The 23,703-nt window shown below is 63.6% G+C and carries 23 protein-coding genes and 1 pseudogene; 22 read left to right on the top strand and 2 right to left on the bottom strand.

Features of this window, described 5'->3' with window-relative positions:
* Window positions 1–2: 2 nt before the first annotated feature.
* From recN to ABWW33_RS10300, 4 genes and pseudogenes are all read left to right on the top strand, one after another.
* Window positions 3–1,655, top strand: coding sequence for a DNA repair protein RecN (recN, locus tag ABWW33_RS10315; protein WP_353401282.1), 1,653 nt, complete (start codon window positions 3–5; stop codon window positions 1,653–1,655).
* A gap of 54 nt (window positions 1,656–1,709) precedes the next feature.
* Window positions 1,710–1,949, top strand: coding sequence for a DUF2188 domain-containing protein (locus tag ABWW33_RS10310; RefSeq protein ID WP_176652225.1), 240 nt, complete (start codon window positions 1,710–1,712; stop codon window positions 1,947–1,949).
* Window positions 1,950–1,958: 9 nt separating this feature from the next.
* A complete protein-coding gene (locus ABWW33_RS10305) occupies window positions 1,959–2,573 on the top strand; it encodes a hypothetical protein (RefSeq protein WP_353401280.1) in 615 nt (204 codons plus the stop codon).
* Window positions 2,574–2,777: 204 nt separating this feature from the next.
* A pseudogene (locus ABWW33_RS10300) lies at window positions 2,778–3,248 on the top strand (MmyB family transcriptional regulator); the annotation flags it as partial.
* 8 nt (window positions 3,249–3,256) lie between these two features.
* Here the strand turns inward: ABWW33_RS10300 and ABWW33_RS10295 are convergent.
* Both ABWW33_RS10295 and ABWW33_RS10290 read right to left on the bottom strand, forming a co-directional pair.
* On the bottom strand, window positions 3,257–3,673 hold the full coding sequence (locus tag ABWW33_RS10295) for a DoxX family protein (protein ID WP_176652228.1): 417 nt from the start codon (window positions 3,671–3,673) through the stop codon (window positions 3,257–3,259).
* A 111-nt stretch (window positions 3,674–3,784) separates the two neighbouring features.
* A complete protein-coding gene (locus tag ABWW33_RS10290) occupies window positions 3,785–4,210 on the bottom strand; it encodes a winged helix-turn-helix transcriptional regulator (protein ID WP_176652229.1) in 426 nt (141 codons plus the stop codon).
* Between the two features lie 88 nt (window positions 4,211–4,298).
* Between ABWW33_RS10290 and hemH the strand changes: the two genes are divergently transcribed.
* From hemH to nirB, 18 genes are all read left to right on the top strand, one after another.
* Entirely contained in the window at window positions 4,299–5,408 is a 1,110-nt protein-coding gene (hemH, locus tag ABWW33_RS10285) for a ferrochelatase (protein ID WP_353401277.1), read from the top strand.
* Between the two features lie 168 nt (window positions 5,409–5,576).
* Complete coding sequence (locus ABWW33_RS10280) at window positions 5,577–5,723, top strand: hypothetical protein (protein ID WP_176652231.1); 147 nt, start codon at window positions 5,577–5,579, stop codon at window positions 5,721–5,723.
* 86 nt (window positions 5,724–5,809) lie between these two features.
* Window positions 5,810–6,352, top strand: a complete 543-nt coding sequence (gene grpE / locus ABWW33_RS10275) for a nucleotide exchange factor GrpE (RefSeq protein WP_176652232.1) — start codon at window positions 5,810–5,812, stop codon at window positions 6,350–6,352.
* Between the two features lie 90 nt (window positions 6,353–6,442).
* Window positions 6,443–8,389 (top strand): molecular chaperone DnaK, encoded by a 1,947-nt coding sequence (gene dnaK, locus ABWW33_RS10270; protein ID WP_176652233.1) that lies wholly within the window; start codon window positions 6,443–6,445, stop codon window positions 8,387–8,389.
* A gap of 124 nt (window positions 8,390–8,513) precedes the next feature.
* Window positions 8,514–9,641, top strand: a complete 1,128-nt coding sequence (gene dnaJ / locus ABWW33_RS10265; protein WP_176652234.1) for a molecular chaperone DnaJ — start codon at window positions 8,514–8,516, stop codon at window positions 9,639–9,641.
* Between the two features lie 96 nt (window positions 9,642–9,737).
* A complete protein-coding gene (gene can / locus ABWW33_RS10260) occupies window positions 9,738–10,415 on the top strand; it encodes a carbonate dehydratase (protein WP_176652235.1) in 678 nt (225 codons plus the stop codon).
* Between the two features lie 94 nt (window positions 10,416–10,509).
* Entirely contained in the window at window positions 10,510–11,391 is an 882-nt protein-coding gene (locus ABWW33_RS10255) for a TauD/TfdA dioxygenase family protein (protein WP_353401274.1), read from the top strand.
* 14 nt (window positions 11,392–11,405) lie between these two features.
* Window positions 11,406–12,419, top strand: coding sequence for an ABC transporter substrate-binding protein (locus ABWW33_RS10250; protein WP_353401272.1), 1,014 nt, complete (start codon window positions 11,406–11,408; stop codon window positions 12,417–12,419).
* Between the two features lie 4 nt (window positions 12,420–12,423).
* Window positions 12,424–13,236, top strand: coding sequence for an ABC transporter ATP-binding protein (locus tag ABWW33_RS10245; RefSeq protein WP_353401270.1), 813 nt, complete (start codon window positions 12,424–12,426; stop codon window positions 13,234–13,236).
* Window positions 13,233–14,105 (top strand): ABC transporter permease, encoded by an 873-nt coding sequence (locus ABWW33_RS10240; RefSeq protein ID WP_353401269.1) that lies wholly within the window; start codon window positions 13,233–13,235, stop codon window positions 14,103–14,105. Before ABWW33_RS10245 ends, ABWW33_RS10240 begins: the two co-directional genes overlap by 4 nt.
* A gap of 119 nt (window positions 14,106–14,224) precedes the next feature.
* Window positions 14,225–14,848 (top strand): ANTAR domain-containing response regulator, encoded by a 624-nt coding sequence (locus ABWW33_RS10235; RefSeq protein WP_176652240.1) that lies wholly within the window; start codon window positions 14,225–14,227, stop codon window positions 14,846–14,848.
* Window positions 14,849–15,215: 367 nt separating this feature from the next.
* On the top strand, window positions 15,216–16,388 hold the full coding sequence (locus ABWW33_RS10230) for a CmpA/NrtA family ABC transporter substrate-binding protein (RefSeq protein ID WP_353401267.1): 1,173 nt from the start codon (window positions 15,216–15,218) through the stop codon (window positions 16,386–16,388).
* A 12-nt stretch (window positions 16,389–16,400) separates the two neighbouring features.
* On the top strand, window positions 16,401–17,309 hold the full coding sequence (gene ntrB / locus ABWW33_RS10225) for a nitrate ABC transporter permease (RefSeq protein WP_353401265.1): 909 nt from the start codon (window positions 16,401–16,403) through the stop codon (window positions 17,307–17,309).
* A gap of 11 nt (window positions 17,310–17,320) precedes the next feature.
* Window positions 17,321–18,127, top strand: a complete 807-nt coding sequence (locus ABWW33_RS10220; protein WP_176652243.1) for an ABC transporter ATP-binding protein — start codon at window positions 17,321–17,323, stop codon at window positions 18,125–18,127.
* The gene (locus ABWW33_RS10215) at window positions 18,127–18,798 is read left to right on the top strand and encodes a type IV pili methyl-accepting chemotaxis transducer N-terminal domain-containing protein (protein WP_353401263.1); all 672 of its coding nucleotides are present in this window, start codon (window positions 18,127–18,129) and stop codon (window positions 18,796–18,798) included. The genes ABWW33_RS10220 and ABWW33_RS10215 overlap by 1 nt, the downstream gene beginning before the upstream one ends.
* 10 nt (window positions 18,799–18,808) lie before the next feature.
* On the top strand, window positions 18,809–19,594 hold the full coding sequence (gene cobA, locus ABWW33_RS10210; RefSeq protein WP_353401261.1) for a uroporphyrinogen-III C-methyltransferase: 786 nt from the start codon (window positions 18,809–18,811) through the stop codon (window positions 19,592–19,594).
* A 254-nt stretch (window positions 19,595–19,848) separates the two neighbouring features.
* A complete protein-coding gene (locus ABWW33_RS10205) occupies window positions 19,849–21,153 on the top strand; it encodes an MFS transporter (RefSeq protein ID WP_353401259.1) in 1,305 nt (434 codons plus the stop codon).
* 12 nt (window positions 21,154–21,165) lie between these two features.
* A complete protein-coding gene (nirB, locus tag ABWW33_RS10200; protein ID WP_353401257.1) occupies window positions 21,166–23,697 on the top strand; it encodes a nitrite reductase large subunit NirB in 2,532 nt (843 codons plus the stop codon).
* Window positions 23,698–23,703: the final 6 nt, after the last annotated feature.

The following is a 23,703-nucleotide window of genomic DNA, read 5'->3' as shown; positions in this document are numbered from 1 at the left end:
CCATGCTCCGTACCCTGTCCATCCGCGATTTCGTCATCGTCGACTCCATCGAACTGGAATTCTCCGCCGGCTTCTCCGTCTTCACCGGCGAGACCGGGGCCGGCAAATCGATCCTGATCGATGCGCTGACCTTGGCGCTGGGCGGACGTGGCGACGCCAGCGTGGTGCGCGAGGGCGCTGCCAAGGCCGACATCACGGCCGATTTCGCGCTCAGCGAGCAGGCGCGCGACTGGCTGGCGGCCAACGAGTTCGCGGTGGAGGAGGGCGGGGCCCTGCTGCGCCGCGTGATCGACAACGCCGGCCGCAGCAAGGCCTACATCAACGGCATCGCGGCGACGGCGGCGCAGCTGCGCGAGATCGGCGACATGCTGGTCGACATCCACGGCCAGCACGCGCACCAGTCGCTGATGAAGACCGAGGCGCAGCGCGCGCTGCTCGACGGCCAGGCCGGCGCGCAGGGCGACGTCAAAGCGGTGACGCTGGCGTACAAGGCGTGGCGCGCGCTGTCGAAGCAGCTGGAGGAGTTCGAGACCAACGCGGCCAACGTGCTGTATGAGCGCGAGCGCCTGGAGTGGCAGGTCAACGAGCTGGAAAAACTGGCCGTCAAGCCGGGCGAGTGGGCCGAGGTGACCAATGAGCAGAGCCGCCTGTCGCACGCCGCCAGCCTGCTGGAGGGCGCGCAGGAAGCGCTGACGGTGATTTCGGAAGCGGAGGAGCATCCGGTGCTGTCGCAGCTGTCGTCGCTGAACCAGAAGCTGGGCAAGCTGGCCGGCATCGATACGGGGCTGCAGGCGATCGTCGACCTGATCGAGCCGGCGCGCATCCAGCTGCAGGAAGCCGTGTATGCGCTCAACGACTATCTCGACCGCGTGGACCTGGACCCCGAGCGACTGCGCAAGGTCGAGGCGCGCATGGATGCGATCCACTCGGCCGCGCGCAAGTTCCGCATCACCGAGGAGCAGTTGCCGGAAGAGACGGTGAAGCTGGCGGAGCGGCTGGCGCAGATCGCCGACGCCAGCGACATCGAAGGCCTGCGCAAGCAGGAGGAAAAGCTCAAGGCCGCCTACATGGAGCAGGCCAAGCGCCTGTCCGGCACGCGCGCCAAGGCCGCACGCCTGCTGGGCGACGCCGTCACCAAGGCGATGCAGGAATTGAACATGACGGGCGGCTGTTTCGAAGTCGCGCTGAATGCGGGCGAGCCCAGCGCGCATGGGCTGGAGCAGGTCGAGTTCCTGGTGGCCGGCCACGCGGGCGTGGCGCCGCGACCATTGGCCAAGGTGGCCTCGGGCGGCGAACTGGCGCGCATCTCGCTGGCGATCTCGGTGATCGCCTCCAACGCCACCACCACGCCGACCCTGATCTTCGACGAAGTCGACAGCGGCATCGGCGGCGGCGTGGCCGAGGTGGTGGGGCGGCTGCTGCGCCGGCTGGGGCAGGAACGCCAGGTGCTGTGCGTGACCCACCTGCCGCAGGTGGCCAGCCAGGCCGGCCAGCACTTCCAGGTGGCCAAGAGCACGCTGGCCAGCGGCAAGACCGCGTCCCGCATCGACGTGCTGGACGCCAAGGCCCGCGTCGAGGAAGTGGCGCGCATGCTGGGCGGCCTGGAAATCACCGCCACCACGCGCAAGCACGCCCGGGAGCTGCTGGCCTCTTGAATCGGTTTCGAGAGCTATCATAGTGGCTAATTATTCCGATGGAGGTCACCAGCCATGACAACCAAGAAGAGAGATCAGCACGTTGTCCCGAGCTCAAGTGGAGGGTGGGCGGTTCGCCGCACAGGAGCTGAACGTGCTTCGAAAGTCTTTGAGACCCAGCAGGAAGCTGTCCGGCATGCACGCACGATAGCGAAGAAGGAAAGGTCTGAGCTGTATGTCCATAAAAAAGATGGAACTATCCGGGCCCGGGATAGCTATGGCAATGATCCATCCCCTCCCAAAGACAGGAACTGAGCCATCAAGATGGCTTTCGACGACAACGTCTTCATTAACTGTCCATTCGACCGAGAATATTATGGGTTGCTTCGCCCCATACTCTTTACTGTTATCTATCTGGGGCTGCAACCGAGGATTGCGTTAGAGCGGTCCGATTCGGGCGAAGCCAGAATCGAAAAAATTCTTGAACTGATCCAGGAATCCAGATACGCCATTCATGACCTTTCCAGGATCAAGTCCAGGAAAGCAAACGAGTTATATCGCCTCAACATGCCGTTTGAGCTCGGACTTGATGTAGGTTGCCGAAATTTCGGTGGCGCCCAGCTTGCCACCAAGCGATGCCTGATACTCGAAGCGGAACGATACAGATATCAAGCTGCACTTTCTGACTTGTCAGGGTCCGATATCGCCGTGCATGGTAATGAACCAGAAGAGGCCGTTGTTGTAGTCCGAAATTGGTTAGCCCCGCAGTACCGGCCGAATGCCGCCGGTCCCGCCAGGATCTGGGGCGCATTTACCGATTTCATGGCAGCGAACTACGATGCACTGAAGCTGCGAGGCTTTTCGGACAAAAATATTGAAGACCTTCCGATTTCAGAGCTTCTCACTGGTATGGAAAACTGGATTACCGGCAACGTATAAAAATCTGCCGAACGCTGCGATGTTCTCATTACCTCCGAAGGAATTGGCGGCCCATTCGACGTTCGCCATCGAGGACGGCGTCGACGCCCACGACGCGCAGGCGATCCGCGCCGGCCGCCTGCCGCGGCATCCGTAATACGCGGCCTTGTCCGGCATCGCCAAGGCGCTGATCGAAAAGCGCGGCAACGTCACGCCGGTCGATATCGCCTGATGCGCCAGCACGAGCCGTATCCCGCCCTCGTCATGGACCGCCACTGGAACGTGCTGCAGGCGAACGACGCGGCGCCGCGCTTCTTCAACCGCTTCATCGACATGGCCGCGCGCCAGGGGCCGCGCAACATGCTGCATCTGATGTTCTACCCGGCCGCCATGCGCCCGTTCATCGTCAATTGGGACGAGGTGGCGAAAAGCCTGATCCAGCGCGTCTACCGCGAATCGGTCGGCGCGGTCGACGAGCCGTTGTGCTAGTTGCTGGCCGCGCTGATGGCCTATCCCGGCGTGGCGCCGGAGCTGCCGTTCGTGCCGATCCGCTTCCTACTGGACGGCCGCGAGCTCAGTTATTTTTCCATGGTGACCACGGTCGGCACGCCGCAAACGGTGGCCGCCCAGGAACTGCGCATCGAATATCTGTTTCCGGCCGACGACGCCACCGAACTGCATCATCCGGGCAACTGAGAGCCGAATCAGGCGGGTTTTCTGGCGTAGGCGATGCAGGTCGCGACACTGGCGGCCAACAGCGCGACGTTGACCGGCAGGGCACTGAATTCCGCCCGCGTCGCATGGAAGACCATCGCGCATGCCTGCAGCGCCGAGCAACCCAGCGCCGCCGAGGCGGTGAGCTTGCCGGGCCAGCGCAGCAACGCCGGCAGCACGATGCCGACGGCGCCGGCCAGGTCGATGAGGCCCAGCAGCCGCACGCTGAAGACGGGCAGGTCGCCCGCCCAAGGCCAGATTGCGGCCAGCTCCGGAATCGGCATGGCCAGCTTCATCGCCGCACCAGCGCCGAACGAGACGGCGACGAACCACTGCGCAAGCCACAAGGCGATACGGCGTTGGCGCCGGTGCTCAGGTGTGGAAAAAAAGCAGATCGATGCGGACATAAATTCCTCCAGGCCGGTTGATGCCGCGACAGCGGCGATGCGAGGCATTGTAGAGATCTGCCGCAGGCCCACAAGAAGGCACATGCGTGATACCGGCGGCGATGGGCGGCGTCAGCGGCCGCGCGCGGCGATGCGGTGCACGCCCGCAGGTTCCGCAGTGTTATCAGCCCGGGCCTGCGCCTGGTCGTAGCGTTCGCGGGACTGTCCTATCTGGTCGCGGTGCTCGTTGCCCCACTGGGCCAGCGCCATCAGCGGCACCAGCAGCGACCGGCCGCGATCGGTGAGCGCGTATTCGACCGTCGGCGGATTGGTGGCAAACTGCGTGCGCGACACCAGGCCGTCGCGTTCCAGCCCCCGCAGCGTCAGCGTCAGCATGCGCTGCGTGATGCCGGTGATGGTGCGGCGAAGCTCGTTGAAGCGCAGCGGTCCCCTGCCCAGCAGTCCGACGACCAGGATCGTCCAGCGGTCGCCGATGCGTTTCAGGACCTCGGTCAGCGCGCGGCAGTCTTCGCGCCCATGTTCGCTATCGTCGAGCAAAATCTTCCCCCTTGCGGATCAAATGGCTGTGCTTTTATTTTAGACCATATAATTGCAGCCTCTCCAGCTCCCGCAAACCCAGGCGTCCATGACCTTTTTAAAAGAACCTCCCTACAAGCACGGCACCGTCGGCCGCAGCGCCATCGTGCTGGTCAACCTGGGCACGCCCGACGCGCCGACCCGCTCGGCCGTGCGCCGCTATTTGAAGGAGTTTCTGTCCGATCCGCGCGTGGTCGAGATTCCGCGCGCCGTGTGGTGGTTCATCCTGAACCTGATCATCCTGCCGTTCCGCTCGGGACAGTCGGCCAAAAAATATGCATCGATCTGGACCCGCGAAGGTTCGCCGCTGAAGGTGCACACCGACGCCCAGGCCCAGCTGCTGCGCGGCGCGCTGGGCGAACGCGGCCACGAGAACCTGACGGTGGCCATGGCCATGCGCTACGGCTCGCCGTCGCTGCCGGAGGTGCTGGCCCGGCTGAAGGCCGACGGCGCCGACCGCATCGCCGTGCTGCCGGCCTATCCGCAGTATTCCGGCACCACCACCGGCTCGATCTACGACGCCGTGTTCGACCACTACGGCTCGGTGCGCAACATCCCCGAGCTGCGCTTCGTGCGCAACTACCACGACCACGAGGCCTACATCCGCGCGCTGAAGCTGTCGGTGCAGGCGCACTGGGAAGCCCACGGCCGTCCCGACAAGCTGGTGATGAGCTTCCACGGCGTGCCCAAGCGCACACTGATGCTGGGCGACCCCTATCATTGCGAATGCCTGAAAACCGCGCGCCTGCTGGCCGCCGCGCTGAAACTGACGCCGGACCAGTATGTCGTCACCTTCCAGTCCCGCTTCGGCAAGGCCGAGTGGCTGCAGCCGTACACGGCGCCGACCATCGTCCAGCTGGCGCGCGACGGCGTCAAGCGGGTCGACGTGCTCTGCCCCGGCTTCATCAGCGACTGCCTGGAAACGCTGGAAGAAATCGCCATGGAGGTGCGGCACGAGTTCGAGCAGGCCGGCGGTAAAGACTTCCGCTACATCCCCTGCCTGAACGAGTCGCCAGCCTGGGTCGCCGCGCTGGCGGAAATTGCCGAACAGCACATCATCGGCTGGCCGACGCAGCTGTCGCCCGCCCAGCATGATGCAATCAAGAAAGATGCGGAATCGGGCCGCGCCAGCGCCCTCGGCCTGGGCGCGGCTGACTGAAAAGAGACAAACTGACCACAACCGCGCCCCCGCACCATAATCAGCACTTGCGGGTGACGAGTGCCAGCCTGTTAAAATAGCCGGCTGACGGGATCGGCGGCATAGCATATCCATGCCGTCGCGAGGACGATGTACACCAGGATGGATGCTGCTATCAGTGGCAACTTCATGATGATGCGCTCCCTGAAAAACCGCCGCGAAGGGTGTCTTAAGCTCATCTTAGACGCTGCGGCGCAAAAAAGTAGAGGTCGCAAGGGCGAAGTTTTGTATCGCTTTGTACCGGACCGTGCCGTACTGAAATGGCTGGCGGAATAACCCTTGAAAATATAGGTTATCGCCCCATTTGCAGCCAGTGCGGTAGAAAAGTAATGTCAAACAAATACGATTGTAGGAGTCTCTAGATGCAAGATCAGGAAAACCAAGCAGCACCTAATCCAGAGGCGGCAGCGGCCGCTGCGTCGGCCCCGCCATCGACCCCGGACCAGCCTTCCCTGGAAGAGCAGCTGTCGGCCACCGAAGCGAAACTGGCCGAGATGCACGACGCCTTCATGCGTGCCAAGGCTGACGGCGAAAACATCCGCCGCCGCGCCCAGGAAGACGTGGCCAAGGCCCATAAGTTCGCGGTGGAAAGCTTCGCCGAAGCCATGGTGCCGGTCAAGGACAGCCTGGAAATGGCCCTCAAAGTCGAAACCCCGTCGATCGAATCGCTGAAGGAAGGCGTGGAAATGACGCTCAAGCAGCTGTCGTCGGCGTTCGAGAAAAACCGCCTGCTGGAGATCCTGCCGGCACAGGGCGAGAAGCTGGACCCGAACAAGCACCAGGCCGTTGCCGTGGTGCCTGCCGACCAGGAAGCCAATACGGTAGTTTCCGTACTGCAAAAAGGCTATATGATCGCGGACCGCCTGCTGCGTCCCGCCATCGTGACCGCTGCGCAGGCAAAGTAATTTGCCGTAGCGCCGAACTAAGCACTTGAAAACATATAGCTTTTCCACATATTAGTACCATCTGAACTCTAGCAAATAAGGAAGAAAATCATGGGTAGAATTATCGGTATCGATCTGGGAACCACAAATTCCTGCGTTTCCATCATGGAAAATGGTCAGCCAAAGGTAATCGAAAACGCCGAAGGTGCACGCACGACGCCATCGATCATTGCTTACCAAGAAGATGGTGAAATTCTCGTCGGCTCCCCGGCAAAACGCCAGGCTGTCACCAATCCGAAGAACACGCTGTTTGCGGTCAAACGCCTGATCGGCCGTAAGTTCGACGAAAAAGAAGTGCAGAAGGACATCGGCCTGATGCCTTACTCGATCATGAAAGCCGACAACGGCGACGCATGGATCGGCGTACGCGACAAGAAACTGGCGCCGCCGCAAATCTCGGCTGAAGTGCTGCGCAAGATGAAGAAAACGGCGGAAGACTACCTCGGTGAAGAAGTCACCGAAGCCGTCATCACCGTGCCTGCGTACTTCAACGACTCGCAGCGCCAGGCAACCAAGGACGCCGGCCGCATCGCCGGCCTGGACGTCAAGCGCATCATCAACGAGCCAACCGCGGCCGCGCTGGCCTTCGGCCTGGACAAGACCGACAAGGGCGACCGCAAGATCGCCGTGTATGACCTGGGCGGCGGTACCTTCGACGTGTCGATCATCGAGATCGCCGACGTGGACGGTGAAAAGCAGTTCGAAGTGCTGTCGACCAACGGCGACACCTTCCTCGGCGGCGAAGACTTCGACCAGCGCATCATCGATTACATCATCGACGAGTTCAAGAAGATCAACGGCCTGGATCTGAAGAAGGACCCGATCGCCCTGCAGCGCATCAAGGCTTCGGCCGAGCGCGCGAAGATCGAGCTGTCGTCGTCGCAGCAGACCGAGATCAACGAGCCGTACATCGCCATGGCGAACGGCGCGCCGGTCCACCTGACGCTGAAGATGACCCGCGCCAAGCTGGAATCGCTGGTGGAAGAACTGATCAACGCGACCATGGAACCATGCCGCATCGCGATCAAGGACGCCGGCGTCAAGGTCACCGACATCGACGACATCATCCTGGTCGGCGGTATGACCCGCATGCCGAAGGTGCAGGAAAAAGTTAAGGAGTTCTTCGGCAAGGATCCGCGCAAGGACGTGAATCCGGACGAAGCGGTCGCCGTCGGCGCCGCGATCCAGGGTTCGGTGCTGTCGGGCGAACGCAAGGACTTGCTGCTGCTGGACGTGACGCCTCTGTCGCTGGGTATCGAAACCCTGGGCGGCGTGATGACCAAGATGATCCACAAGAACACCACGATTCCTACCAAGTTCTCGCAAGTGTTCTCGACCGCCGACGACAACCAGCCTGCGGTGACCATCAAGGTCTACCAGGGCGAGCGTGAAATCGCGGCCGGCAACAAGGGCCTGGGCGAATTCAATCTGGAAGGCATCCCGCCAGCGGCACGCGGCACGCCACAGATCGAAGTGACCTTCGACATCGACGCCAACGGCATTCTGCACGTCGGCGCGAAAGACAAGGCCACCGGCAAAGAGAACAAGATCACGATCAAGGCCAACTCCGGCCTGACCGAAGCTGAGATCCAGAAGATGGTGAAGGATGCCGAAGTCAACGCCGAAGAAGACAAGAAAGTGAAAGAGCTGGCCGAATCGCGCAACCAGGCCGACGCGCTGGTGCACTCGACCCGCAAGTCGCTGACCGAATACGGCGACAAGCTGGACGCGGGCGAGAAGGAAAAGATCGAAGCTGCGATCACCGAGGTGGAAGGTTCGATCAAGGCCGGCGACAAGGCGGAAATCGACGCCAAGGTAGCAGCCCTGTCGACCGCTTCGCAGAAGCTGGGCGAGAAGATGTACGCTGACATGCAGGCGCAGCAAGCCGCAGCCGGCGGTGGCGCCGAAGGCGCGCAGGCAGGTGCCGGCGCCGAGCAGGCCAAGCCGCAGGACGACGTCGTCGACGCCGACTTCAAAGAAGTCAAAGACAGCAAGTAAGCACCCGGCGTCTTCCCGCTTGCGCGGGAACGACGAGCCGAGCCGCGTGTCCGCTCAAGCGGTGCCGGCTCGGCTTTTTAGCATAATCAGTACATCGGTATAAATACAGCAAGGTCCCGACAATATGGCAAAGCGTGATTTCTACGAGACACTTGGTGTCGCAAAAAACGCGTCTGAAGACGAGATCAAGAAGTCTTATCGCAAACTGGCGATGAAGTACCATCCGGACCGCAATCCGGATAGCAAAGAGTCGGAAGAAAAATTCAAGGAAGTCAAAGAAGCATACGAGATGCTGACCAATCCGGAAAAGCGCGAGGCATATGACCGTTACGGTCACGCCGGCGTCGATCCGAACATGGGCGGCGGTGGCGGCTTTGGCGGTGGCGCCGGCGGTTTCGGCGATGCCTTCGGCGACATTTTCGGCGACATCTTCGGCGGTGGCCGCGGCCGCAGCCAGGGCCCGCAGGTCTATCGCGGCGCCGACCTGCGCTACAACCTGGAGATCACGCTGGAGCAGGCCGCGCACGGTTTCGACACCACGATCCGCGTTCCGTCGTGGGACAAGTGCGACACCTGCCACGGTTCCGGCGCCAAGCCGGGCACCTCGCCGGTCACCTGTTCCACTTGCGCCGGCCACGGCCAGGTGCGCATGCAGCAGGGCTTCTTCAGCATCCAGCAGACCTGCCCCAAGTGCCACGGCACCGGCAAGATCATTCCCGAGCCATGCGCCGCATGCTCGGGCCAGGGCCGCATCAAGCGCAACAAGACGCTGGAAGTGAAGATCCCGGTCGGCATCGACAACGGCATGCGCATCCGTTCGTCCGGCAACGGCGAACCGGGTACCAATGGTGGACCGTCGGGCGATTTGTATGTGGAGATCCACATCAAGCCGCACAGCGTGTTCCAGCGCGAAGGCGACGACCTGCATTGCGAAATGCCGATCTCGTTCGCCAAGGCGGCCTTGGGCGGCGACATCGAGGTACCGACGTTGTCTGGTAAAGTATCGTTTACGATCCCCGAAGGCACCCAGTCGGGCAAGACCTTCCGCCTCAAGGGCAAGGGCATCAAGGGCGTGCGTTCCGGCTTCGCGGGCGACCTGTTCTGCCACGTGGCCGTCGAGACCCCGGTCAAGCTGACCGAGAAGCAGAAGGACATGCTGCGCGATTTCGAGAAGCTGACCACCGAGGGCGGCTCGAAGCACAGCCCGCAAAGCAAAACGTGGCGTGACAAGGTGAAGGACTTCTTTGAGTAACTGCGACGTCACGCAGTCTTGGTAATATCGGACCGCCGCGCCGCCCTTTCCGGGCGGACCGGCGGTCTTCTTATGTACGAGAACGAGAGGAGCATCATGAGTGATCTGGATAACAGCAATTCCCCCCTGCGCGACCTGTTGGAGAACAACCGCCGCTGGGCCGAATCGGAAGTCGAACGCGATCCCGATTTCTTCAACCGCCTGGCGCAGCAAGCCTCGCCTGAGTACCTGTGGATAGGCTGCTCCGACAGCCGGGTGCCGGCAAATGAGCTGCTGGGCCTTGCTCCAGGCGACGTTTTCGTCCACCGCAACATCGCCAACGTGGTGGTGCACTCGGACCTGAACGCGCTGTCGGTGCTGCAGTTCGCGATCGACGTGCTGAAGGTGAAGCACGTCATCATCGTCGGCCACTACGGCTGCAAGGGCGTGCACGCGGCGATGACCGGCACCCGCGTCGGTCTGGCCGACAACTGGCTGCGCCACGTGCAGGACGTGCACCAGAAGCATGAGCGCTACCTCGGCGATACCCTGCCGAGCAAGAAGCGTTCGGAGCGCCTGTGCGAGCTGAACGTGGTGGAGCAGGTGTCCAACGTCTGCCAGACCACCATCGTGCAGGACGCGTGGGACCGCGGCCAGGACGTCACCGTGCACGGCTGGGTGTATGGCCTGAAGGACGGCAAGCTGCACGACCTGGAGATCACCGTCGCCGCCGCCCATGAACTGGCGCCGCGCGTGACCAAGCGCCTGGCCGAATACAACGCAGATGAGGGCTGATTAGAAAACCGCATATCGATATCGGATAAGCTTCGTTTTCTAACTAAAGGAAGCGGCATAGACTGGGCGCATACTCACTCATCGGGCGTGTGCCATGTCTGCCGTTCTCCAATCTTCCCTCCAGCCTTCATTCGAGGTTGAAATCTTCGATGCGCCGCTGGGCGCGGAGATACTCGGCCTGGACCTGAACCGTCCGCTGTCCCAGCGCGATTTCCAGCGCATCCATACCGCCCACCTGGAGCACCACCTGCTGGTGTTCCGCGACCAGCGCATCACGCCGCAGCAGCAAGTGGATTTCAGCCGCCGTTTCGGCGCGCTGCAGATCCACGTGCTGCGCAATTTCCAGCTGCCTTCGAACCCGGAGGTGCTGATCATCTCCAACATCATCGAGGACGGCAAGCCGATCGGGCTGGGCGACGCCGGCCACTTCTGGCATTCCGACCTGTCGTACAAGGAAACGCCGAGCCTGGGCTCGATGCTGCACGCGCAGGAGCTGCCGGCCGAAGGCGGCGACACGCTGTTCGCCAACATGCACCTGGCGTGGGACACCTTGCCGGCAGCCTTGCGCAACGCCGTGCAAGGCTTGCGCGCGGAGCACAGCTATCTGGCGCAGTATGAAGAACTGCGCCGCCGCAATCCTTACCGCCCGCCGTTGACGCAGGCGCAGATCGACGAAGTGCGGCCGGTGCTGCACCCCGTGGTGCGCACGCATCCCGAGACGGGCCGCCGCGCGCTGTTCGTCAGCGAGCATTTCACCACGCGCATCATCGGCATACCCGAAGGCGAGAGCCGCGCGCTGCTGGACGAATTGTTTGCGCACAGCGTGAAGCCGGAGCATATCTACCGCCACCGCTGGGCGCCGCACGACATGGTGTTCTGGGACAACCGCTCGCTGATGCATCTGGCGGGAGGCACGCCGGATCACTTGCGCCGCAAGCTGTACCGCACCACCATCGAAGGCGAAACGCCTTTCTAATTTCAAGGAAACCCATGTACAGATTGACTTCCCGCCTGATCGCCGCCGGGTCTGCTCTCACCCTCGCGTTGAGCTTCGCCACCGCGGCCCAGGCCGAGGGACGCATCCGCATCGCCGAACAATTCGGCGTCGTCTACATGTTGCTGAACGTGGCGCAGGACCAGCAGCTGATTGAAAAACAGGGCAGGAAGAACGGCATCGACATCAAGGTGGAATGGCTGCAACTGTCCGGCGGCCCGGCCGTGAACGACGCGCTGCTGTCCGGCGCCATCGATATCGCCGGCGCCGGTGTCGGTCCGCTGCTGACGATCTGGGACCGCACGTCGGGCAAGCAGAACGTCAAGGGTGTGGCGTCGCTGGGCAGTTTTCCCTACTACCTGGTCAGCACCAATCCCAAGGTGAAGTCGATCGCCGACCTGACCGGGAAGGACCGCATCGGCCTGCCGGCGGTGCAGGTGTCGGTGCAGTCGCGCATCCTGCAGTACGCGGCGGCGAAGCAGTGGGGCGACAAGGAATTCGCGCGCCTCGACAAATTTACCCAGACCTTGCCGCACCCGGATGCGACGGCGGCCGTCATTGCCGGCGGCACGGAGATCAACGGCCACTTCGGCAATCCGCCGTTCCAGGAACAGGAGCTGGCCGGCAATCCGAACGCGCACATCGTGCTCAATTCGTACGACGTGCTGGGCGGCCCGAGCTCGGCCACGGTGCTGTATGCGACCGAGAAGTTCCGCAACGAGAATCCGAAGACCTATCGCGCCTTCACCGCCGCGCTGGCGGAGGCGGCCAGGTACGCCTCCGGCAATCCGGAAGGCGCGGCCGACGCGTACATCCGCGTCAGCAAGAGCAAGGTTGATCGCAACCTGTTGCTGAAGATCATCAAGAACCCGCAAGTGCAGTTCAGCGTGGAGCCGCAGAATACCTACGGCCTGTCGCAGTTCCTGTACCGCGTTGGCGCGATCAAGAAGCAGCCCGCCAGCTGGCGCGACTACTTCTTCGACGATCCCGTGATCACGCAAGGCGGCTGAGATCATGAGCTTCCAGGTGGTACGTCCAACCAGCGGCATCGCGCCTTTGCTGAAAGCGGAGAGGGTGAGCCTGGAGTACGGCGCCGTGCGGGCCACGCACGACGTCAGCTTCGATGTGTATCGCGGCGACCGCTTTGTGCTGCTGGGGCCTTCCGGTTGCGGCAAGTCATCGCTGCTGAAGGCCGCAGCGGGCTTCATCAAGCCAAGCGGCGGCGGCATCAGCATCGACGGTGCCATCGTCACCGGGCCAGGACCGGACCGCATCGTCGTGTTCCAGGAGTTCGACCAGTTGCCGCCGTGGAAGACGGTGAGGGAGAACGTCATGTTCCCCTTGCTGGCGACGAAGCGCCTGCGCCGCCGCGAGGCGGAGGAGCGGGCGCTGCACTGGATCGCCAAGGTGGGCCTGGCCGGCTTCGAGAACGCGCATCCGCACACCTTGTCCGGCGGGATGAAGCAGCGCGTGGCGATTGCGCGCGCGCTGGCGATGCAGCCGGAAGTGCTGCTGATGGACGAACCCTTCGCCGCGCTCGATGCGCTCACGCGGCGCAATATGCAGGAGGAGCTGGGGCGCTTGTGGGAAGAGCTGCGCTTCACGCTGCTGTTCGTCACCCATTCGATCGAGGAGGCGCTGGTGGTGGGCAACCGCATCCTGCTGCTGTCGCCGCATCCGGGGCAGGTGAGGGCGGAGTTGAACAGCCACCAGTTTAGCCTCGGCAGCGCCGGCAGCGCCGAGTTCCAGGCCGCCACGCGGCGCATCCACAGCCTGCTGTTCGATGCGCCAGCCGCCGCGCCGGCCGAGTGGAGTGTCGCGCTATGAGCCTGCTTCTCGATCCGCCGATCCGCCAGGAATGCGAATACATCACCGCCGCTCCGCCGCGGCGCGAAGCCGACACCACGCCGCCGCCGCTGCAGCGCGCATGGCGCCAGGCCTGGCTGCGCAAGACGTTCATCCTCATGCTGCTGGCCGGCCTGTGGCAGGCGGTCGCCCGCTGGACCGACAACGACCTGCTGCTGCCCGGCTTCCTGCAAACCGCGCAAGCCTTCATCGGCGGCATCGCCAGCGGCGAGCTGACGGGCCGCATCGGCGCCTCGCTGTCCGTGCTGTTGCAGGGCTATGTCGTCGGCGTGCTGGCCGCCTTCGCGCTGACCGCGCTGGCCGCGTCGACCAGGATCGGCCGCGACCTGCTGGAGACGCTGACCTCGATGTTCAACCCGCTGCCGGCCATCGCGCTGCTGCCCCTGGCCCTGCTGTGGTTCGGCCTCGGCCGCGCCAGCCTGATCTTCGTCATCGTGCATGCGGTGCTGTGGCCGCTGGCGCTGGGCGCCTACGCCGGATTCCAGGGCGTGCCCGAAACGCTGCGCATGGCCGGCCGCAATTACGGCCTGCGCGGGCTGCGCTTCGTGCTGCAGATCCTGGTGCCGGCCGCGCTGCCGTCGATATTGTCCGGCCTGAAAATCGGCTGGGCCTTCGCCTGGCGCACGCTGATCGCGGCCGAGCTGGTGTTCGGCACCACCGGCGGCCAGGGCGGCCTCGGCTGGTACATTTTCCAGAACCGCAACGAGCTCTACACCGACAAGGTTTTCGCTGGCCTGGCCGCCGTCATCCTGATCGGGTTGCTGGTGGAGAACGTCGTATTCCGTCCACTGGAAACGTTCACCATCCGCCGCTGGGGCATGCAGCGCTGAAGGATGGGCTGGCAGGATTTCGGCTTTGTGCCGTAGAATCTGCAAATGCACATCAAAATTACTGGTTTGATTCTTGCTTGCTTAAGAGTCATGAACCACACTCCGTCCCTAGTATGACCATGAAACATTTACGTATCGTGGTCGTCAACACCATCATCCACGCCGGCGACGAGGATGACGAGTCGTTGCGCGCCCAGGCCGAGCGGGCCCGCGCGCTGCGCATCGGCCTGCTGGAGGCGGGCTACGACATCGTCGCCTCGCTGCCGCCGGACATGTACCTGCCCGAGCGCATCGCCCAGCTGCAGCCGGACATGATCATCGTCGATGCCGAGTCCGACGCGCGCGACGTGCTGGAGCACATCGTCATCGCCACGCGCGACGAGCGCCGGCCCATCGTCATGTTCACCGAGAGCGAGGATACCGAGAGCATGGAGGCGGCCATGGCGGCCGGCGTGTCGGCCTACATCGTGGCCGGCCTGCAGAGCGAGCGCATCAAGCCGGTGCTGCAGGTGGCGCTGGCCCGCTTCAAGCGCGAGCAGAAGCTGCTGGACGAGCTGTCCGACACCAAGAGCAAGCTGGCCGAGCGCAAGATCATCGAACGCGCCAAGGGCCTGTTAATGGAACGCCAACGTTTCACCGAAGAGCAGGCCTTTCAAAAGCTGCGCAGCATGGCGATGAGCAAGAACCTCAAGCTGTCCGAAGTGGCCCAGCGCATCATCGACGTCGAAGACTTGCTCGGCTAAATCCCCCGTCCAAAATGATGCACTGCGCAATAGCGGTGCATTTTTTTGCGCCACGGCGCGGCGCGCCTCTCCCCGTTTTTTGCCCATTCCCCTCTGTAAACCCTGCTGGCACGGACCTTGCAGTAGCTCAAGTATGCGCAATGTCGCGCACGATGATTCCCGCCAACGGCGGCGGGGACCACCAGACAACGATGTCTACACTCATGAATTCGTTCATGTGGGTAGACTTTTTTTTTGGGGATTTGCGATGGAATATAAAAAGCTACAAGCGGGCAGCGACCTGCCATCCGGCGGCAACGCCGACACTGGCGTCAATATCAAACGCCGGCAAATCATCCAAGGCGCAAGTCTAGTAGCTGGGGGGAGCATGTTGGGATTGTCAACGGGTGGGGTATGGGCGGCTGGTTCGGACAAGCCGGAAAAGGAAGAAATCAAGATCGGCTTCATTCCGCTGACCGACTGCGCCTCCGTGGTGATGGCGTCGGTGCTGGGGCTGGATAAAAAATACGGCGTCAAGTTCGTGCTCAGCAAGGAGGCCTCATGGGCCGGCGTGCGCGACAAGCTGGCCAACGGCGATCTCGACGCGGCCCATGTGCTGTATGGCCTGCTTTACGGCGTACAGATGGGCATCGGCGGCCAGAAGAAGGACATGGCGGTGCTCATGAGCCTGAACAACAACGGCCAGGCCATCACGCTGTCCAAAAAACTGTCGGACAAGGGCGCGGTCGATGGCGCATCGCTGGCCAAGCTGATGCAGACCGACAAGCGCGAATACACCTTCGCCCAGACCTTCCCGACCGGCACCCACGCGATGTGGCTGTACTACTGGCTGGCCGCCAACGGCATCAATCCGATGAAGGACGCCAAGGTCATCACCGTGCCGCCGCCGCAGATGGTGGCCAATATGCGCGTCGGTAACATGGACGGCTTCTGCGTGGGCGAACCATGGGGCCACCGGGCCATCATGGACGGCATCGGCATCACCGCCACCACCACCCAGGACATCTGGAAGGATCACCCGGAGAAGGTGCTGGGCTCGACGCTGGAATTCGCCAAGAAGTATCCCAACACCTGCCGCGCGATGATGGCCGCCATCCTCGAAGCGGGCAAGTGGATCGATTCGTCGCTGGCCAACAAGAACAAGATGGCCGAGGTCATTGCCGACAAGTCCTACGTCAACACCAGCAAGGACGCGATCGACCAGCGCATCATGGGCCGCTACCAGAATGGCCTGGGCAAGACCTGGGACGACGCCAACCACATGAAGTTCTACAACGACGGCGCGGTCAACTTCCCTTACCTGTCGGACGGCATGTGGTTCATGACGCAGCATCGCCGCTGGGGGCTGATGAAGGAGGATCCGGACTACCTGGCCGTCGCCACGGCGGTCAACCAGATCGACCTGTACAAGGATGCGGCGGCGATGACCAAGACACCGGTGCCCAAGAGCCCCATGCGCAGCTCGAAGCTGATGGACGGTTCCGTTTGGGACGGCAAGAACCCGAAAGCGTTCGCCGCCTCGTTCAAAATCAAAGCCTGATAGGAGAATGCCATGAACGCCATGCTCCAGCCGGAAAGCGCCGCGCCCGTCGCGGCGGCCATCGAAGCTCCTACCGCGGCCGCACCGGCGCGCCGCCCGCGCCGTCCGCTGGCGGCCAATTCCGCGACCCGCGTGCGGCAGCAGGTGTCCGCCACGGCGGTGAAGATCGTCGCGCCGCTGCTGGGCGCGGCCTTGCTGGTGCTGGTCTGGCAGATCATCACCACCAACAACTCCGCCTTCCCGACGCCGCTGGCCACGCTGCAGGAAGCGGTCAAGTTGTTCTCCGATCCGTTCTACCGCACCAGCCCGAACGACCAGGGCATAGGCTGGAACGTGCTGGCGTCGCTGCAGCGCGTGGCGGTGGGCTTCGGACTGGCCGCCATGGTCGGCATTCCGCTGGGCTTTTTGATCGGTCGCGTGCAGTTCGTCGGCAACATGTTCGGCCCGATCATCAGCTTGCTCAAGCCGGTGTCGCCGCTGGCCTGGCTGCCTATCGGGCTGCTGGTGTTCAAGTCCGCCAACCCGGCGGCCATATGGTCGATCTTCATCTGCTCGATCTGGCCGATGATCATCAACACCGCCGTGGGCGTGCAGCGCGTGCCGCAGGACTACATGAACGTGGCGCGCGTGCTGAACCTGTCGGAGTGGAAGGTGCTGACCAAGATCCTGCTGCCGTCGGCGCTGCCCTACATCCTGACCGGCGTGCGGCTGTCGATCGGCACCGCATGGCTGGTGATCGTCGCGGCGGAAATGCTGACCGGCGGCGTGGGCATCGGCTTCTGGGTGTGGGACGAGTGGAACAACCTGAATGTCCCGCACATCATCATCGCCATCGTCGCCATCGGCGTGGTCGGGCTGATGCTGGAACAGGCGCTGATGGCCTTGGCCCGCGCCTTCACCTACGAACAAGTATCGAACTAAGGAGCACCATCATGGACGAGCCAAAATTCATCGATATCGAAGGCGTGGAGATGGTCTTCCATACCAAAAAAGGCGTGTTCCACGCGCTGCGGGAAATCGACCTGACGGTGCGCAAGGGCGAATTCATCACGCTGATCGGCCATTCGGGCTGCGGCAAGTCGACGCTGCTCAACCTGATCGCCGGCCTGCTGAAACCGACCGACGGCGTGCTGTTGTGCGCCAACCGGGAAATCGCCGGACCGTCGCCGGAGCGCTCGGTGGTGTTCCAGAACCATTCGTTGCTGCCGTGGCTGACCTGCTACGAAAACATCCACCTCGGCGTGGAGCGCGTGTTCGGCAAGACGGAAACCCGCCAGCAGCTGCGCGAGCGCACCATGCAGGCGCTGGCGCTGGTCGGCCTGACTGCGGCCGAGGCCAAGCGTCCGCATGAAATCTCGGGCGGCATGAAGCAGCGCGTCGGCATCGCCCGCGCGCTGGCGATGGAGCCGAAAGTGCTGCTGATGGACGAACCGTTCGGCGCGCTCGACGCGCTGACCCGCGCCCACCTGCAGGATGAGCTGCTGAAGATCGTCGCCGCCACCAAGTCCACCGTGGTGATGGTCACGCACGACGTCGACGAGGCGGTGCTGCTTTCGGACCGCATCGTCATGATGACCAACGGCCCGGCCGCCACCATCGGCGAGATCGTCGACGTGCGGCTGGATCGCCCGCGCGACCGCGTGGCGCTGGCGCAGGACGCCCGTTACACCGAGTACCGCACGGCGGTGCTGGAGTTCCTGTACCGCAAACAGGCACACCCGGCCAAGGAGGCGGCTTGATGGATATGACCATGCCGCCTATGGCGAAGGAGGGCGCCGCCGGGAAGGCGCTGACCGGTGAAGTGTTCGGCGCCTTGATTAATCTTTCCGGCCGCCGCCGTTTCACGTCGCAGCGCATCGTGTTGTACGCGCTGCTGGCGTCGCAGGGGCAGGAAAGCGGAGCCGCCATCGCACAGGAAGCGCTGGCGCTGTTCCGTAACGCCCACAAGGCGCTGCTGGCGGAGAAGGATGGCTTGCCGGGCGTGTTCTGTCCGGAGTTGCACGAGGCTTACTTCGGCAAGCTCGATGGCGACCGGCAGATCGCCGCCTTTGCCGACCTGGGCGAACGCACGCTGAAGGCCATCGCCCAAGGTTCGGCGCAAAGCGCCGAGCTGCTGGCGGAGCTGGTGCACATCACCACGCCGACGCTGGCGATCCTGAACACGATCACCAGCATCTACGAGGAACAGGCCAAGCAGAACGCCCGCACGGTGCGCAAGCAGCTGCGCGGCATCATCACCGATATTGAAACCATCAACCGCCAGGCGCGCATGGTGGCGTTCAACGCGCGCATCGTCGCGGCGCGCGCCGGGCAGGCCGGCAAGGAGTTCGCGGTGGTGGCGGGCGTGCTGTCCAACATCACCGGCGAAATCGACGAGATGGTCAACACCGCACTGGCTGCGGCCGGATAAGGAAAACATCATGAGCAGCGTAACCCTGGTAGGCGCCGGTCCCGGCGACCCTGAACTGTTGACGTTGAAGGCCGTGCGCGCCATCGAGCGCGCCGACGTGATACTGATCGACGACCTGGTCAACCCGGAAATCCTGGGCTTCGCACCGTCGGGCGCGCGCGTGATCCAGGTCGGCAAGCGTGGCGGCTGCGCTTCGACGCCACAGGAATTCATCGAGCGGCTGATGATCGCCGAAGCCCGCGCCGGCCACCGCGTGGTGCGGCTCAAGGGCGGCGATCCCTATCTGTTCGGCCGCGGCGGCGAGGAACGCGCCTCGCTGCGCGCCCACGGCATCGAGGTAGACGTCATACCAGGCATCAGCAGCGGCCTGGCCGCTCCCACCAGCATCGGCGTGCCGCTGACCCACCGCGCCTGGAGCCAGGGCGCGACCTTCGTCACCGGCCACGGCAAGGATGCGGCATCCGAGCCGAATTGGCCGGCATTGGCGCAAAGCGGCCTGACGCTGGTGATCTACATGGGCGTGGCCCGTGTCGACGCGATCCAGGCCGGCCTGATGGCGGGCGGCGCGGCGGCATCGACGCCGGTCGCCGTGGTGCAATCGGCAACACGCGACAACCAGCGGCAATTGCTGACGACCCTGGGCCAGCTGCCGCAGGCGCTGCGTGACAGCGGCTTGGGCAGCCCGAGCATCATCGTGGTGGGCGACGTGCTGCGCTGCGCCGACGCCTGGCAGGAGCTGGCGGATCAGGCGGATCAGGCGGATCAGGCGCCGCGCACCGCGAATGCGCACCGATAGCGTGCAATCGTGCACCGCAACATGGCAGCGCACCGCGCCGGCCGAACCGTATTTCCCGCTTCTCCCTCTGTAGACCCGTTGTAAACCATCTGGCACGCCTCTTGCAATACAGAGGATAAGGGATCAACGGCGATCCCCCCGAATACACACGCTGACCCAAAGACGGGTTGGCAGGACAACGGCGTCCGCCCAACCCGGTCTTAGGTGACCTTGGTTGCGCGGGCGCCTTTTTGTTTTCTGAACGGGATAAAAAAATGGCCAGCAAAGCTACCAGCATCAAGCTCTTCTCAATTTCAACGCCTCAGATGCGGGCGTTCCACTTGACCTGGATGGCGTTCTTCGTCTGCTTCTTCGCATGGTTCGCCTGCGCACCGCTGATGCCGGTGATCAAAGGCGAATTCGGCTTGAGCGTCGCGCAGATCGCCAACATCAACATCGCCGCCGTGGCCATCACCATCCTCGTGCGGCTGGTGGTCGGCCCGCTGTGCGACCACTTCGGCCCGCGCAAGACCTATAGCGCCTTGCTGCTGCTGGGGTCCATCCCGGTGATCGGCGTCGCCTTCGCGCAGAGCTACGAGAGCTTCCTGTTCTTCCGCCTCGGTATCGGCGCGGCCGGCGCCAGCTTCGTCATCACGCAGTACCACACCTCGGTGATGTTCGCGCCTAAAGTGGTCGGCACCGCCAACGCGGCCGCCGCAGGCTGGGGCAACGCCGGCGGTGGCGTGGCGCAAGCGGTGATGCCGCTGCTGATGACCGCCATGATCATGCTGGGCGTGAGCGAGGGCTTCGGCTGGCGCGCCGCGCTGATCGTGCCGGGCGTGCTGATGATCGTCATGGCCGGCGTCTACTACCGCTTTACCCAGGATTGCCCGCAAGGGAACTTCAGCGAGCTGCGCGCCGCCGGCATCGCCATCGAAGGCGGAAAAAAAGGCGGTTGGGACTCGTTCAAGCTGGCCGCCGCCAACTACCGCGTATGGCTGCTGTTCATCACCTACGGCGCCTGCTTCGGCATCGAGATCTTCATCCACAACATCGCCGCTGTCTATTATGTCGACCACTTCAAGCTGACGCTGGCGCAGGCCGGCATGGCGGCGGGCAGCTTCGGCTTGCTGGCGCTGTTTGCCCGCGCCCTGGGCGGCTGGGTGTCGGACAAGTTCGCCGCAGCCGGCAACCTGAATAACCGCGTCACGCTGCTGTTCGTGCTGATGCTGGGCGAAGGCGCCGGCCTGCTGATGTTCGCCAACGCCGGCAGCGCCGTGCTGGCGATCGGCGCCATGCTGGTCTTCGGCCTGTTCACCCACATGGCTTGCGGCGCGACCTACGCCGTGGTGCCTTTCGTCGACAAGCGCGCCCTGGGCGGCGTGGCCGGCATCATCGGCGCGGGTGGCAACGTCGGCGCGGTCGCTGCGGGCTTCCTGATGAAGGGCCTGGGCGACACCCAGCGGACACTGAGCATCCTTGGCGTGGTCGTCGCGGCATCGGCGCTGTGCGCACTGGCCGCACGGTTCAGCAACAGCGCCGTCGAAGAAACCGAAATCGCCAGCAAGCTGGCAGCCTGAAGGACTAGGACTATGAAAATTATCGTTATCGGCCACGGCATGGTGGGCCACAAATTCCTGGAAAGCCTGGCCAACAGCGGCGCTTCCCACCTGCAGGTGACGGTGTTGTGCGAAGAGCCGCGCCCCGCCTACGACCGCGTGCACCTGTCCGAATTCTTCTCCGGCAAAGCGGCGGAAGACCTGACGCTGGTCAAACCGGGCTTCTTCGACCGCGACGACATGGTGCTGCGCCTGAACACGCGCGCCACGCAGATCGACACCGCCGGCAAGACGGTCACCACCGCCGACGGCAATGTGCTGGACTACGACAAGCTGGTGATCGCCACCGGTTCGTTCCCGTTCGTGCCGCCGCTGCCGGGCAAGGAGCGCAAGGACTGCTTCGTCTACCGCACCATCGAGGACCTGGAAGCGATGCTCGAATGCGGCAAGCGCTCCAGGACCGGCGTCGTCATCGGCGGCGGCCTGCTGGGCCTCGAATGCGCCAAGGCACTGCGCGACATGAACCTGGAAACCCACGTGGTCGAGTTCTCGCCGCGCCTGATGGCGGTGCAGGTCGACGACGGCGGCGCGCGCGTGCTGCGCCGGAAGATCGAAGACCTGGGCGTGACCGTCCACACGGGCAAGAACACCACCGCCATCGTCGACGGTGTCGACGGCACGCACCGCATGGAGTTCGCCGACGGCGGCCACCTGGATGCGGACATGATCGTGTTCTCGGCCGGCATCCGCCCGCGCGACATGCTGGCGCGCGAGAGCGGCCTGGCGATCGGCCCGCGCGGCGGCATCGAGATCAACAACAATTGCGTCACCTCGGACCCGGACGTCTACGCCATCGGCGAATGCGCGCTGTGGGGCGGCCTGATCTTCGGCCTGGTGGCGCCCGGCTATGAAATGGCGCGCGTCGCGGCCAAGCACATACTGGGCGAGGCGGCGGAATTCGCCGGCGCCGACATGAGCACCAAGCTGAAACTGATGGGCGTGGACGTGGCCAGCATCGGCGACCCGCACGGCAAGGTCGAAGGCAGCCGCTCCTACCAGTTCACCGACGAGCGCAAGCAGATCTACAAGAAGATCGTGGTGTCCGATTGCGGCAAATACCTGCTGGGCGGCGTGATGGTCGGCGACGCCAGCGAGTACGGCACGCTGCTGCAAATGATGCTGAACAAGATCGAGCTGCCGGAATCGCCCGAGTTCCTGATCCTGCCGCAGTCCGACGGCGCTGCGAAGCCGGCGCTGGGCGTGGACGCGCTGCCGGATTCGGCGCAGATCTGCTCCTGTAACGACGTCTCCAAAGGCACGCTGTGCGCGGCGGTGGCCGGCGGCGTGACCACCATCGGCGAACTGAAAAGCTGCACCGGCGCAGGCACCTCCTGCGGCGGCTGCGTGCCGCTGGTGACGCAGGTGATGAAGGCAGAGATGAAGAAGCAGGGCATGGAAGTCAACAACCATGTCTGCGAACACTTCGCCTACTCGCGCCAGGAGATTTTCCATCTCGTCAAAGTCGGCAAGATCAAGACCTTCGGCGACCTGCTGCACAAGCACGGCAAGGGTCTCGGTTGCGACATTTGCAAGCCTCTCTCGGCCAGCATCCTGGCATCGGTATGGAACGACTTCGTGCTGAAGAAGGAACACGCCAGCCTGCAGGACACCAACGACTACTTCCTCGGCAATATCCAGAAGGACGGCACCTACTCGGTGGTGCCGCGCATGCCGGGCGGCGAGGTGACGGCCGACGGCCTGATCGCGGTCGGCACGGTGGCCAAGAAGTACGGCCTGTACACCAAGATCACCGGCGGCGCCCGCGTCGACATGTTCGGCGCCCGCGTCGAGCAGCTGCCGCTGATCTGGGAAGAGCTGATCGCGGCCGGCTTCGAATCCGGCCACGCCTACGGCAAGTCGCTGCGCACGGTGAAATCCTGCGTCGGCTCGACCTGGTGCCGTTACGGTGTCGACGATTCCATCGGCCTGGCCATCGAGCTGGAAAACCGCTACAAGGGACTGCGCACGCCGCACAAGATCAAGTTCGGCGTCTCCGGCTGCACCCGCGAATGCGCGGAAGCGCAGGGCAAGGACGTCGGCGTCATCGCCACCGAGAAGGGCTGGAACCTCTACGTGTGTGGCAACGGCGGCATGAAGCCGCGCCACGCGGAACTGCTGGCGACGGACCTGGACAAGGCCACGCTGGTCAAGTACATCGACCGCTTCCTGATGTTCTACACCCGCACCGGCGACCGCCTGCAGCGCACCAGCACCTGGCGCGAAAACCTGGAAGGCGGCCTCGATTACCTGAAGCAGGTCGTCGTCGGCGACAAGCTGGGCATCGCCGCCGAGCTGGAAGCGGACATGCAGCATGTGGTGAACACCTATGCCTGCGAGTGGAAGGAAGCGGTCGAGAATCCGGAAACGCGCAAGCGCTTCCGCACCTTCGTCAACAGCGACAAGGCCGACGAGAACGTATTGTTCATGGAAGAGCGCGGCCAGATTCGTCCGGCCACCGTGGAAGAGCGCAAGCGCGTGATTCCTATCGCAGTCAAGGCAGCTTGAGGAGAA

Source organism: Duganella hordei (assembly GCF_040369125.1).
Classification (GTDB): Bacteria; Pseudomonadota; Gammaproteobacteria; order Burkholderiales; family Burkholderiaceae_D; genus Rugamonas; species Rugamonas hordei.
This window is presented reverse-complemented; position numbering and strand designations above follow the sequence as displayed.

Coding starts and splice junctions, on each gene's coding strand:
- dnaK (WP_176652233.1), top strand. CDS start 6,443: ATGGGTAGAATTATCGGTATCGATCTGGGAACCACAAATTCCTGCGTT.
- ABWW33_RS10295 (WP_176652228.1), bottom strand. CDS start 3,673: ATGTCCGCATCGATCTGCTTTTTTTCCACACCTGAGCACCGGCGCCAA.
- nirB (WP_353401257.1), top strand. CDS start 21,166: ATGAAAATTATCGTTATCGGCCACGGCATGGTGGGCCACAAATTCCTG.
- ABWW33_RS10305 (WP_353401280.1), top strand. CDS start 1,959: ATGGCTTTCGACGACAACGTCTTCATTAACTGTCCATTCGACCGAGAA.
- ABWW33_RS10255 (WP_353401274.1), top strand. CDS start 10,510: ATGTCTGCCGTTCTCCAATCTTCCCTCCAGCCTTCATTCGAGGTTGAA.
- ABWW33_RS10245 (WP_353401270.1), top strand. CDS start 12,424: ATGAGCTTCCAGGTGGTACGTCCAACCAGCGGCATCGCGCCTTTGCTG.
- ABWW33_RS10235 (WP_176652240.1), top strand. CDS start 14,225: ATGAAACATTTACGTATCGTGGTCGTCAACACCATCATCCACGCCGGC.
- ABWW33_RS10220 (WP_176652243.1), top strand. CDS start 17,321: ATGGACGAGCCAAAATTCATCGATATCGAAGGCGTGGAGATGGTCTTC.
- ABWW33_RS10240 (WP_353401269.1), top strand. CDS start 13,233: ATGAGCCTGCTTCTCGATCCGCCGATCCGCCAGGAATGCGAATACATC.
- hemH (WP_353401277.1), top strand. CDS start 4,299: ATGACCTTTTTAAAAGAACCTCCCTACAAGCACGGCACCGTCGGCCGC.
- ABWW33_RS10230 (WP_353401267.1), top strand. CDS start 15,216: ATGTTGGGATTGTCAACGGGTGGGGTATGGGCGGCTGGTTCGGACAAG.
- grpE (WP_176652232.1), top strand. CDS start 5,810: ATGCAAGATCAGGAAAACCAAGCAGCACCTAATCCAGAGGCGGCAGCG.
- can (WP_176652235.1), top strand. CDS start 9,738: ATGAGTGATCTGGATAACAGCAATTCCCCCCTGCGCGACCTGTTGGAG.
- ABWW33_RS10280 (WP_176652231.1), top strand. CDS start 5,577: ATGATGATGCGCTCCCTGAAAAACCGCCGCGAAGGGTGTCTTAAGCTC.
- dnaJ (WP_176652234.1), top strand. CDS start 8,514: ATGGCAAAGCGTGATTTCTACGAGACACTTGGTGTCGCAAAAAACGCG.
- ABWW33_RS10205 (WP_353401259.1), top strand. CDS start 19,849: ATGGCCAGCAAAGCTACCAGCATCAAGCTCTTCTCAATTTCAACGCCT.
- ABWW33_RS10250 (WP_353401272.1), top strand. CDS start 11,406: ATGTACAGATTGACTTCCCGCCTGATCGCCGCCGGGTCTGCTCTCACC.
- cobA (WP_353401261.1), top strand. CDS start 18,809: ATGAGCAGCGTAACCCTGGTAGGCGCCGGTCCCGGCGACCCTGAACTG.
- ntrB (WP_353401265.1), top strand. CDS start 16,401: ATGAACGCCATGCTCCAGCCGGAAAGCGCCGCGCCCGTCGCGGCGGCC.
- ABWW33_RS10215 (WP_353401263.1), top strand. CDS start 18,127: ATGGATATGACCATGCCGCCTATGGCGAAGGAGGGCGCCGCCGGGAAG.
- ABWW33_RS10310 (WP_176652225.1), top strand. CDS start 1,710: ATGACAACCAAGAAGAGAGATCAGCACGTTGTCCCGAGCTCAAGTGGA.
- recN (WP_353401282.1), top strand. CDS start 3: ATGCTCCGTACCCTGTCCATCCGCGATTTCGTCATCGTCGACTCCATC.